Here is a 10,186-nt window from a genome sequence, read left to right on the forward strand (position 1 = left end):
CTTACTTGACCCAGCTATCCACCCGGTCTCCATGCGAGCTGATCCACGCATCGGCGGCTGCGGCGGGCTTCTCGCCGTTCTGCGTCGCGAGCATCACGCTATCGATCTCGCCCGGCTTCCACTGGAACTTCTTCAGGAACGCGACCACCGGCGGCGCCTTCTTTTCCAGTTCCGGATTCACGACGCTGTCGACATGCTCCGCTTCGCCGAATACCTTCTTCGGGTCTTCGAGGAACTTGAGCTTGTACTTGGCGAACATCCAGTGCGGCTTCCAGCCCGTCACGATGATCGGCTTCTTCGCTGCTTCCGAGCGCGCCAGTTCCGCCGTCATCGCGCTGCCCGAACTCGGCATCAGCTTGTAATCGAGGTTATAGGCCTTGATCGCCTCGCTCGTCTTTTGCATGACGCCCGCACCGGCGTCGATGCCGACGATGCGCGAATCGAACTCCGCCTTCTTCGCTTCGAGATCGGTCAGGCTCGATACATCGGCGTTCTCAGGCACGATCAGCCCGATCTTCGCGTCGTTGAAGTTCGGACCGAGATTCACGACCTTCGACTTGAAGTTGTTCCAGTACGCGCCATGCGTGACCGGCAGCCATGCGGACAGCGTCGCATCCAGATCGCCGCGCGCCACGCCTTGCCACATGACACCCGCGGCGACCGGCACGAGTTGCACCTGATAGCCAAGCCGCTTCTCGATGATGCGCGCCGCCACGTTCGACGTCGCCACGCTGTCGTCCCAGCCTTCGACGTAGCCGATCTTGATAGTCGGCTTCGTATCGGCGCTTGCCCCCATGCTCGCTGCAAGGGCCGCACTCACCGCGCCCAGCACGAACAGTCTTCTCATCGCTTTCATATGGTTTCCCCTTTGCGGCCCCACGCCGTGCACTCAGAATCGCCAGCCAGAATAGTGCTGTAACGCGCTTTTGCGACATCCAGTTGTCAAGAAACGACGCCTGGTTTCTACTTGTCGACGACGAGATCGCTCAGTGGCTTGCTGCAACATAGCAGCACCATGCCCTGATCGATCTCGCGCTGACGAATGCCGCCCGCATGCTTCATCGCGACTTCGCCGGATACGAGCTTCACCTTGCACGTGCCGCACATGCCCTGCGTGCACGACGACGGCAATCGCACGCCCGCTTTCTTCGCGGCGTCGAGCACGTGCTCGCCACTGCCGCATTCGATCTCGCGCCGGCTCTTGGCGAACGCGACCATGTACGTCGTGTCGGCGGGCGCGGGCGCGAAGTCGCTGGTTTCGACGAATTGGCTATCGGCGGCGATGGCATCGGCGACATGCGCGGTCGTCAGTTGCGATGCGACCTCAGCGATCGTTTCGAACGAGAAGCTCTCTTCGTGATAGTGCTTGCGATCGAAGCCGCCCTCATCGAGCAGATTGCGCACCGCTTGCATATAAGGTGCGGGACCGCACGTGAACACTTCGCGATCGAGATAATCCGGTGCAATCAGCTTGAGCAGCGGCAAGCTCAAAAACCCCGTGATTCCAGGCCAATTCGTGCGCGCACCGACGCGCTCGCAAACGAACGCGGTGCGGAAGTTCGCATGATTCGATGCGATGAGATCGAGCTCGCGCGCGAAGATGATGTCGTCCGGCGTGCGTGCGCTGTGCACGAACACGATGTCGGCATCGTCGCCCAGTTCATGATGCGCGCGGCTCATCGACATGAGCGGCGTAATGCCCGATCCCGCCGACAGAAACAGAAACTTGCGCGCCGGATGCCGCGCACACGTGAACTCGCCCGATGGCCCGAGCACACGCACGCGCGCCCCTGCAACCACGTTGTCATGCAGCCAGTTCGACACCTTTCCGCCCGGCACGCGCTTTACCGTGATCGAGATGGTATGCGGGCGCGTCGGCGCGGAAGAGATCGTGTAGCAGCGGTTGACTGGCTCGCCGTCGATATCGAGTTCGAGTGTGATGAACTGCCCCGGCTCGAACACGAACGCGCGTTCATCGGGCGCCTTGAAGAAAAAGCTCTTCACGTCATGCGTTTCCTGCCGCACATGACAGCAGACGAGCGTGTCGTCGACGTCGCTATTCCAGCGCGCAGGCAGCGCGCCCCAGAACTTCGGCTGGGTCACGCGGCTCTTGGTCGGCTCGAACGTGGCCTGATCGCGCATCATGATGTGCCTCTCTAACGCGCTTAGCGCATGAAGGAAACGATTTTCTCGCCATGCGATGCGAGTTGCTCGTCGGGCGTGTTCGCATAGCTGTCCAGCCGCCCGATGTACCACTCGCAAAACTTCTCGACGAGCCCTTCCGTATAGGGCGAGTACGGGCCCGGCTGATACGCGCTGCTGGCCGCGCCGAGCTGCGAGTACTCGACGAGCGTGCGATCCTGCTCGTTGGTCGCGCGCCATACGGCCGTGAGATTGTCGACGTCGTAATCGATGCCTTCGCGTGCATCCTTGTGCACGAGCCACTTCGTGCGCACGAGCGTTTCGCCGGCGGACAGCGGGATCACGCTGAACGTGACGATGTGATCGCTCATGAAGTGATGCCACGAATTCGGCTGCGTCCAGAACGAAAGTCCGCCCAGGTCCGCGCGTTCGAAGCCGCCCAGCAGCTTCCTGCAGGCGACCTTCGCGTCGAGCGTTTGCGATTCGCCATCGCGATCGAGCGGCAGGCGTTGCGTGCGGAAGCCGCTGACGAGATCAGACAGGCGCTCGATTTCAGCGGACGGCAGGTTCATCGCGTCCCATTGCTTCGCGCGTTCCACGACGGTGCGCTCGAACGCGGCCATGCCTTCCTCATTCGCGGGCGAGCGTTGATAGCCGAAGCCGTATTCATAGAGCGAAATGGTCAGTTCGGGATGGTTCGCGACGCAGTGATAGCACTCGCGATTGTTCTCCATCGTGAGCTTCCAGTTGCCCTTTTCGACGAGATCGACGCTCGCCGCGATCTTGCAATCCTTCAGGCCGTGCGGCAGGAGATACGGCTCCATCGCTTCGCGCAGGACGGCGAAATCGGCGGGCGGTACATCGGCGAGACAGATGAAGATCAGGCCCGCGAGATTCTCCAAATGGACTTTCTTCAGGCTGTGCTTGCAGCGGTCGAACTGGTCGCCCATGTGCTCGGCGAACATGAGATCGCCGTTCAGGCTATACGTCCAGCTGTGATACGGACACACGATATTGCCGAGCGAACCTTTCTCCTGGTTGCACAGGCGCGCGCCGCGATGACGGCACACGTTATGGAACGCGCGGATCTGCATGTCGTCGTCGCGCACGATCAGAATCGAATCGTCGCCGATATCGATCGTCGTGTAATCGCCGGGCTCGGGCACGTCCGGTTCCACCGCAACCTGAATCCAGTGCTGCCCGAAAATCGCCTTCATATCGAGCGCGTGAATCTCTTCGCTCGTGTAGAACGGCGCTTCGAGCGTATAGCCCTTCTTGCGGCGTTCGATCATTGCGCGAACGTCTGCCGAAACTTTCATCGTGTGCTCCTGCATCGCTTTTTGGCCCGCTGTTGTGCCCGTTTGTCTGCCCGCCTGCTGCCGTCGAAATCAGTAGTCGACGAGTTGATGCTCGCGCAAATACGCCAGAATCACTTGTGCTTTTTCGACGGAACTCCCTTCAATTACGACGCTGCCGCCACGGCTTTCCGTCGTCGTCGCGGAGAGCATGCGTGCGTGGCCGGTGCGCTTCTCCGGCGCGGCGAGGCGCTTCGGCTTCGCGGTGACAGGACCGAGCGTCCACGCGCTCTGTTCCTTGTCCACCGGCGCGTTGGCCGCGACCGGCGCGACGCGCCCTTCCTTCATGCGCGCATACGCATAACGCGGCGCGGCGTTCGCCAGCGGATGAACCGCGACGAGCGCCGGCAGCTGCACCCGCACGCCGCGGCGCAAGCCCTTCGGCATGAACTGCCGCACTTCGACGCCTTCGTTCGTCACGCTGACATCCACTGCGGACCCGACGAGCGCAACGTTCAGCGCATCCGCGAGCTTGTAGGGCAGCGTGCCGCTATCGAATGCGCCTTCCGCACGCGTGCCTGTCATCACGAGGTCATAGTCTGCGAGACGTTGCGCGAGCGCGGCGCAGGCATCGCCCGATGTGTTGAGCACTTCGACGCGCGGTGCGCCCAGTGCGAGATATTCGGCAAGCGCGGGACTGCCCGGATCGCCGGCATGCAGCACGTCGAGCTGCGCGCCGTGTTGCTTCGCGATATCGAGGGCGATGGCGAGCGCCGCTGCATCGTTACGGCTATAGCGCGCCGTGCCGCTCACGGGATGACGTCCCACGGATACGAGTACGGCGATCTTCATGCGAACGCTCCTTCCGCCAGCGATGTTTCGACGATCGACGCCCCGTTCGCACGCGATGCACGCGCGGCGGCGGCTGCATCGGTCAGCGCCTTGATGGTCTCTTGCGTATCCGCGACGATCGTGAGATTCGCGCGCTTGGCTATGGGCGCGCTCGCATCCAGATTCACGGCGATCACATGCCGGCAATCCTTGATGCCCTGCAAGTGCTGCACCGCGCCCGAGATGCCGAACGCGATATAAACGCTTGCTTCGACGGTCTTGCCGGTCGCGCCGATCTGCTTGTCGCGCGTGAACTTGCCGTCATCGACGGCGACACGGCTCGCACCGATCGCCGCGCCGAGCGTCGAGGCCAACGCTTCGAACGCGGGGATATCGGTCACGCCGTTGCCCGCCGAGATGATGAAGTCCGCTTCTTCGAGCGCGACTTGCGCGGCATCCATTTCTTCGATGCCAAGATCGACGTAAGCGCTCTCGACGGCAGCGGGCACGATGCCTTCGCTCTGCACGCGCTCGCCGGCGCCGACGAAAGGCAGCTTCGCATCCACGGCGTTCGGCGCGAGCAGAACGACATCGGGCAACGCGCGTGAGGCGACTGCACGGCCCGCCTGCGCATAAGAAGCAACATGCGACGCATCCAGCTCGACGACATGCGTGGCGATGCTGGCGTCCGCGTGCGCGGCGTAACGGCGGCCGAGGTCGCCATCGCCGGTTGCGTTGTCCGGCATGAAGACATGCGCGGGCGCAAACGCCGCGACGCATGCCGCAAGCGCGCGCAGTTCATCATCGGGCGCATAGCGGCGGCGATCGAACGCTTCGAGTTCGATATACCGGTCCGCACCGAGCGATGCAGCATCATCGCTGAACGCGCCGAACGCGATCAGCACGACTTCGGTTTCATCGTCCGCAAGCAAGGCGGCAGCGGCGAGCGCCTGGCGCGCGTGATCGTCGAGCGCGCCGCGATCGGTGTGCGCCGCGACGAGCAAGGCACGGCGCGCGGGCTTCGTCGTGCGGCGCGGCTTGACCGCTTCGTGATGCGCGGCATGCGTCGAAGCAAAGTCGAGCATCGCGCCGGTGCCGATCTCGCCGAGCGTGATGCGCCTGAGTCCTGCCGTCGTGACGACGAAAGGCCGGCGCGGATCGATTCGTTTGATCGTGTTCATGCGTTACTCCAGCGCTGCGGCGACCAGCTCCGCCACGTCGAGCACTTCGGGACGAGGACCGACCACGCCTTCGAGCATCGCGGTGCATTGCGGGCAACCGACGGCGACCACTTCCGCGCCCGTCGCCTTCGCATCGCCGATGCGGATGTCCGGAATGCGCTGCTTGCCGGGGATATCCGTCAACGGCGCACCGCCGCCACCGCCGCAGCAACGCGCACGCATGCCGTGACGCTCCATCTCCACCACCTTGATGCCGATGGTCTTCAGCAGCTTGCGCGGCGCTTCCGTTTCGCCGTTATAGCGGCCGAGATAGCAGGGGTCGTGATACGTGATCTTCTTGTCGGCGAGCACCGCCGCGGCCTTCGGCGTGAGCTTGCCGCTCGCGACCAGTTCCGCCATGAACGCCGTGTGATGCTGCACTTCGTAGAAGCCGCCGAGCGCGCGGTATTCGTTGCGCAGGCTATGCAGCACGTGCGGGTCGGCCGTCACGATGCGCCTGAACGAATAGCGCGAGAGCGTGTCCATCAGCTTCGCGGCGCATTGCTGGAACGTGGCTTCATCGCCGAGACGGCGAGCCGTGTCGCCCGTATCGGTTTCCGCGCTGCCGAGCACCGCGTAATCGACGCCCGCCTTGTTCATCACCTTTGCGAACGCACGCAGCGTGCGTTGATAGCGCATGTCGAACGCGCCTTCGCCTGCTATCAGCAACACGTCGACCATGCGGCCCGGCTGCGCGACCTGCACCTGCAAATCGACGGACCAGTCGTAGCGCGCGCCGATGTCGTAGCCGTTCGCGCTGCCCGTCTCGCGCAGATTCGCGAGCGTGATCGGGCCTTTGCCCGGCACGTTGCCTTCGACGAGCGTCTGGTTGCGGCGCATGTCGACGATCGCATCGACATGCTCGATCAGCATCGGGCACTCCTGCACGCAAGCGCGGCACGTCGTGCAGGACCAGATGGTGTCGGCTTCGATCATGCTCGAGATGAGCGGCTTGCCCGGCGCGCCCGCATGCTTGCCGACCGGAATGCCCGGCGTGGGACTGCCTGCATACGCGGCATCGGTGCCGCCGACCATGCCCGTCACCAGGTCCTGAATCAGCTTCTTCGGATTGAGCGGCTGACCCGATGCAAACGCGGGGCATGCGGCTTCGCATTTTCCGCACTGCACGCATGCATCGAAGCTCAGCAGTTGGTTCCAGCGAAATTCGATTGGCTTGCCGACCCCATACTCTTTCGCATCGAGCACGGGCATCTTCAGTGCCGTGGGCGGCACCACGTCCTGATCGTGCTTCGCCTTGAAGCGCTCCTGCCGCGGATGAAACGCGAGATGCAGGAGACCGGCCATCGCGTGCTTCATCGGTCCGCCGCGCGCTGCGCCGAACGTCATCGTGTAGGCGCCCGCGCCGATCAGCAATGCGACGATGATCGCGAGCGCACCGGACATCCACGTTGCGGGCAACAGCATGAACAACGCGAGGCCTAGCGCGAACGAGCCGAGCAGAAGCGGCAGGCTGTCCCACGGTCCACGCGACAGACGCGCGGGCACCGCCTTCGCGCCGTGCCTGCGCCGGTACACGAACACCGCGCCCACGAACATGATGAGCGCCGCGACGAAGATCGCCTTGTCGAGCCACGGCGAATAGATCGCGAGGCCGTAGTTGAGGAACACGAGCGCCATCGCGAGGATCGCGCCGCCCGCTGTCGCGACGTGCGTTCTTGCGATATACGGATCGCGCGCAACGACATGATGCAGGTCCACGAAATAGCGCTTGGGGATGGTCAGCAGATTGCCCCATCCATAAGCGCCCGCAACGGTCGCGCGCCCTTCGCGCCAGTACGCCGCGCGCCTCATGGTGGCGAAGGCGAGGCCCGCAACCGAGGCCCACAGCAAGACGGTGATGACAAACACGGGATTCATCGCGCAATGCCCTCAAAAGTCCTTGCAAAGACGCAGCGCGTCGTAAATCGCGCCGTGGATGTTGTGCATCGAGATGCAGTCGCCGACGCGGAACAGCAGGAATCGCCCGTTGCCGAGCTCTTCGGACAGGCACGGCTGCGCCTCCGACGCGAAGAGCTTGTGCACGTCCACTTGTCCGCGATTGAGCGACTCGGACTTGAGCTTCCAGTACAGCGCATCGTTGGGCGTGCTGCCGTTTTCGATCACGACCTGATCCACCGCGCGCTCTTCCTGCTCTTCCGTGTACTCGTTGCGCAGCACGGCGATCTTCTTGCCGTCTTCCTCGTACACCTTGTCGAGCCAGTAATTCGGCGTGTGAATGACGCCTTGCGCATAGAGGCGTCGATAGAAGATCGGGAACGTGGTGCCGCCGACGTCGTCCGCGACTTTCACATCGGGCGTCACGATCTCGACATTCGATCCACGCGACGAGATGAAATCCGCGACGCCCGCGCCCGCATGCGTGCTCACGCCGTCATAAACGAGCACGTTCTTGCCCGGCTCGACCTTGCCCGAAAGAATGTCCCACGAACTCACGGCGAGTCCCTGATCGACGCCCCATGCGGGCACCTGATCCGTGAACGACGAACCGCCCGTTGCGAGCACGATGATGTCCGGCTTCTCGGCCATGATCGCCTTGTCGTCCGCTGCGACGCCGAGACGGCGGTCCACGCCAAGGCGCTTCGTTTCCATGTCGAACCAGCGCACGATGCCCGCCATCTGCTCGCGCTGCGGCGCTTTTGCCGCGAGCATGATCTGCCCGCCGACGTAATCGTTCTTCTCGAAGAGCACAACGTCGTGGCCACGCGACCTCGCGACGCGCGCTGCTTCGAGTCCCGCCGGGCCAGCCCCGACGACGACGACCTTGCGCTTTGGCCCGCGCGACTTCTCGATGACATGCGGCATCGTCGCTTCACGCGAAGTCGCGGCGTTCTGCACGCACAGCACGTCGAGCCCGTTGTACTGGCGGTCGATGCAGTAGTTCGCGCCGACGCATTGCTTGATCTCGTCCTCGCGGCCATCGCGAATCTTGATGACCATATGCGGGTCGGCAATCTGCGCGCGCGTCATGCCGACGAGATCGACCATGCCGTTCGCGAGCAGGCGCTCGGCCTGGCCCGCATCGCGGATGCTTTGCGCGTGCATGATCGGCAGCTTCACCACCGACTTGATGCCCGCCGCAAGATGCACGAACGGTTCGGGCGGCAGCGCCATCGGCGGCATGCAGTTGGCGAGCGTGTTGTGCGTATCCGCGCCCGAACCGATCACGCCGATGTAATCGATAAGGCCGGTTTCGGCCATCGCCTGTGCGATTTCCTTCAGTTGCTCGTGATCGAGCCCGTCTTCGTGAAACTCGTCGCCGCACATGCGCAGGCCCACGCAGAAGTCCGCGCCGACCGCTTCGCGCACGGCCTTCAGCACTTCGACACCGAAACGCAGGCGGTTCTGCAGCGAGCCGCCCCATTCGTCGGTACGGAAGTTGGTGCGCGGGCTCCAGAACTGGTCGATCAGATGCTGGTGCGCCGCCGATATCTCGATGCCGTCCATGCCCGCATCCTTCACGCGCTTTGCAGCGGCCGCGAAGTCTTCGATGATGCGGCGAATCTCTTCGATTTCGATGATCTTCGCGTTGCCGCGATGCACCGGCTCGCGCACGCCCGATGGCGACATCAGATGCGGCCAGCTCTCGCCGTGCCATGCCGAGCGGCGGCCCATGTGCGTCGCCTGGATCATGATCTTCGCGCCATGACGATGCATCGCTTCAGCGAGGCGCGCGAGCGGATCGATGATCTTGTCCGTCGACAGGTTCACCGACTTCCACCACCCTTGCGGGCTGTCGATGGACACCGGGCTCGATCCGCCGCAGACGGCGAGTCCCACGCCGCCCTTCGCCTTTTCCTCGTAATAGCGGATGTAGCGGTCGCCGGGCAAGCCGCCCGGTTCTGCATACACCTCCGCGTGCGCGGTGCTGACGATGCGGTTACGCAGGGTCAGCTTGTTCAGCGTGAGTGGCTTGAAAAGGTTCGGGTAACGCATGACGGGAGACCTCGAATTGATATGCGCTAATGCTTGCTGTGCGTGCTATGCGTGAAGCTGGATCGGCGACACTTCGAACACGCAATGGTCGTGGCCTTCCGCCGCGCACTGCGTTTCGATGGAACGCGAGCGCGGACCCTTCTTCGTGCTGTCGGGTGCGGTGTCGTTCACCCAGTCCATCGCGCCCGCAAACCATCCGGCGAACATGTAGCAGAGCTTGCCCTGCTTGCCCGGCTGCGCGAGCACGAAAGACGAATGACGCAAATGGATGCGCGCCATTGCGCTTTGCGGGTCCGATTCGACGATATCGAAGAGACCCCAGCCGCGTTGCGAAAGACGCTTCAGGTAGTGCTCGAACACCGGCATGCCAGCGATGCCGTGCTTCGCGGCCTCCTTGTCGCACCAGTGATACGCAGACTTGTAACCCGCCTTGTAGAGAATCTCGGCGTACGTCTCGCGTCCGAGCGCTTCTTCGACGGCCACGTGGTTGTTCGTGAAGAAATGGCGCGGCACGTACAGCATCGGCAGCGCGTCGGTGGTCCAGACGCCGGTTTGCGCGTCGACGTCGATAGGCAGTTGCGGTTGCATCGCGGTTTCCCTTATTGATTGTTTAGACGTGCCACACTTCGCCGAATACGCGCAGCCAGTTCTCGCCCATCACCTTCTTGATGCGCGACTCGCTCCACCCGGCGCGCTGCATTGCGGCGGTCAGATTCGGAAACTCGCCGATCGTGCGAATGCCTT

Annotated in this window: 9 protein-coding genes; all 9 read right to left on the reverse strand. The window is 63.3% G+C overall.

All coding sequences use genetic code 11. From position 1 onward, the window contains the following. Position 1: 1 nt before the first annotated feature. Positions 2-856 carry a glycine betaine ABC transporter substrate-binding protein gene (locus BG57_RS27760; protein ID WP_035970104.1) on the reverse strand — a complete coding sequence of 285 codons (855 nt, stop codon included), beginning with the start codon at positions 854-856 and terminating at the stop codon, positions 2-4. Positions 857-963: 107 nt separating this feature from the next. After that, positions 964-2,142 (reverse strand): FAD-binding oxidoreductase, encoded by a 1,179-nt coding sequence (locus BG57_RS27765; protein WP_075583223.1) that lies wholly within the window; start codon positions 2,140-2,142, stop codon positions 964-966. Between the two features lie 23 nt (positions 2,143-2,165). Next, positions 2,166-3,461, reverse strand: a complete 1,296-nt coding sequence (locus BG57_RS27770; RefSeq protein ID WP_035970118.1) for an aromatic ring-hydroxylating oxygenase subunit alpha — start codon at positions 3,459-3,461, stop codon at positions 2,166-2,168. A 69-nt stretch (positions 3,462-3,530) separates the two neighbouring features. Beyond that, on the reverse strand, positions 3,531-4,289 hold the full coding sequence (locus BG57_RS27775; protein ID WP_035970107.1) for a drug:proton antiporter: 759 nt from the start codon (positions 4,287-4,289) through the stop codon (positions 3,531-3,533). Next, positions 4,286-5,449 carry an electron transfer flavoprotein subunit alpha/FixB family protein gene (locus BG57_RS27780; RefSeq protein ID WP_035970108.1) on the reverse strand — a complete coding sequence of 388 codons (1,164 nt, stop codon included), beginning with the start codon at positions 5,447-5,449 and terminating at the stop codon, positions 4,286-4,288. Before BG57_RS27780 ends, BG57_RS27775 begins: the two co-directional genes overlap by 4 nt. 3 nt (positions 5,450-5,452) lie before the next feature. Beyond that, positions 5,453-7,366: a (Fe-S)-binding protein gene (locus BG57_RS27785; protein WP_035970109.1), complete on the reverse strand. Its 1,914-nt coding sequence runs from the start codon at positions 7,364-7,366 to the stop codon at positions 5,453-5,455. Positions 7,367-7,378: 12 nt separating this feature from the next. Next, entirely contained in the window at positions 7,379-9,442 is a 2,064-nt protein-coding gene (locus BG57_RS27790) for an NADH:flavin oxidoreductase (RefSeq protein WP_035970110.1), read from the reverse strand. A 45-nt stretch (positions 9,443-9,487) separates the two neighbouring features. Beyond that, a complete protein-coding gene (locus BG57_RS27795; protein ID WP_035970111.1) occupies positions 9,488-10,030 on the reverse strand; it encodes a DUF5943 domain-containing protein in 543 nt (180 codons plus the stop codon). Positions 10,031-10,052: 22 nt separating this feature from the next. Continuing rightward, positions 10,053-10,186, reverse strand: a 134-nt coding sequence (locus tag BG57_RS31995) for a membrane dipeptidase (protein ID WP_174447250.1), incomplete at its 5' end; no start/stop codon positions are given.

It is taken from the genome of Caballeronia grimmiae, from assembly GCF_000698555.1.
GTDB classification, from domain to species: domain Bacteria; phylum Pseudomonadota; class Gammaproteobacteria; order Burkholderiales; family Burkholderiaceae; genus Caballeronia; species Caballeronia grimmiae.

Coding starts and splice junctions, on each gene's coding strand:
- BG57_RS27785 (WP_035970109.1), bottom strand. CDS start 7,366: ATGAATCCCGTGTTTGTCATCACCGTCTTGCTGTGGGCCTCGGTTGCG.
- BG57_RS27775 (WP_035970107.1), bottom strand. CDS start 4,289: ATGAAGATCGCCGTACTCGTATCCGTGGGACGTCATCCCGTGAGCGGC.
- BG57_RS27770 (WP_035970118.1), bottom strand. CDS start 3,461: ATGAAAGTTTCGGCAGACGTTCGCGCAATGATCGAACGCCGCAAGAAG.
- BG57_RS27780 (WP_035970108.1), bottom strand. CDS start 5,449: ATGAACACGATCAAACGAATCGATCCGCGCCGGCCTTTCGTCGTCACG.
- BG57_RS27760 (WP_035970104.1), bottom strand. CDS start 856: ATGAAAGCGATGAGAAGACTGTTCGTGCTGGGCGCGGTGAGTGCGGCC.
- BG57_RS27790 (WP_035970110.1), bottom strand. CDS start 9,442: ATGCGTTACCCGAACCTTTTCAAGCCACTCACGCTGAACAAGCTGACC.
- BG57_RS27795 (WP_035970111.1), bottom strand. CDS start 10,030: ATGCAACCGCAACTGCCTATCGACGTCGACGCGCAAACCGGCGTCTGG.
- BG57_RS27765 (WP_075583223.1), bottom strand. CDS start 2,142: ATGCGCGATCAGGCCACGTTCGAGCCGACCAAGAGCCGCGTGACCCAG.